The 900-nt window shown below is 64.4% G+C and carries 1 pseudogene; it reads right to left on the minus strand.

Going from position 1 to position 900, the window contains the following annotated elements:
- Positions 1-900, minus strand: a pseudogene (locus BN2476_RS44235) (urease subunit alpha); the annotation flags it as partial.

A 900-nucleotide genomic window follows, 5' to 3' on the forward strand; every position in this document is an offset into this window, starting at 1 on the left:
TCATGTGCGCCTTCGTCACGTTGCGGCAGTTCTTTACTGCAACGATACGCTTGCCGAGGTCATAGCGCCCGGCGATGTCCGCATCGAGCGCCATCTGCGAGACGAACGTCAGCGACGTCCGCGCCAATGCGCCGCCGCGCGTGCCGAACATCTCGCGATAGTGCACGGGCTGCGGCGTCGGAATCGATGCGTTCGGGTCGCCCATCTGCGCCATCGCGATCATGCCGCCCTTCAGGATCAGCGCGGGCTTGATGCCGAAGAACGCGGGCTCCCACAGGACGATATCGGCCCACTTGCCCGGCTCGATCGAACCGACTTCATGCGCGATGCCATGCGTGAGCGCCGGGTTGATCGTGTACTTCGCGACATAGCGCTTCGCGCGGAAGTTGTCGTTGCGCGCGTTGTCCTCGGGCAGCGTGCCGCGCTGCGCCTTCATCTTGTGCGCGGTCTGCCACGTGCGGATGATCACTTCGCCGACGCGGCCCATCGCCTGCGAATCGGAGGAGAGCATCGACAGCGCGCCCAGATCGTGAAGAATGTCCTCCGCTGCAATCGTCTCGCGGCGGATGCGCGATTCGGCGAACGCGATGTCTTCCGCAATCGACGGATCGAGGTGATGACAGACCATCAGCATGTCGAGATGCTCGTCGAGCGTGTTGACGGTGTACGGACGCGTCGGATTCGTCGACGACGGCAGCACGCTCGCCTCGCCGCAGACCTTGATGATGTCGGGCGCGTGACCGCCGCCCGCGCCTTCAGTGTGATACGTGTGGATCGTGCGGCCCTTGAACGCGGCGACCGTCGCTTCGACGAAGCCCGCTTCGTTCAGCGTGTCGGTGTGGATCGCGACCTGCGTGTCGGTGTCGTCGGCAACCGACAGACAGTTGTCGATCGCAGCGG

Origin of the sequence: Paraburkholderia piptadeniae (assembly GCF_900007165.1) — a bacterium.
In the GTDB taxonomy this organism is placed as follows: domain Bacteria; phylum Pseudomonadota; class Gammaproteobacteria; order Burkholderiales; family Burkholderiaceae; genus Paraburkholderia; species Paraburkholderia piptadeniae.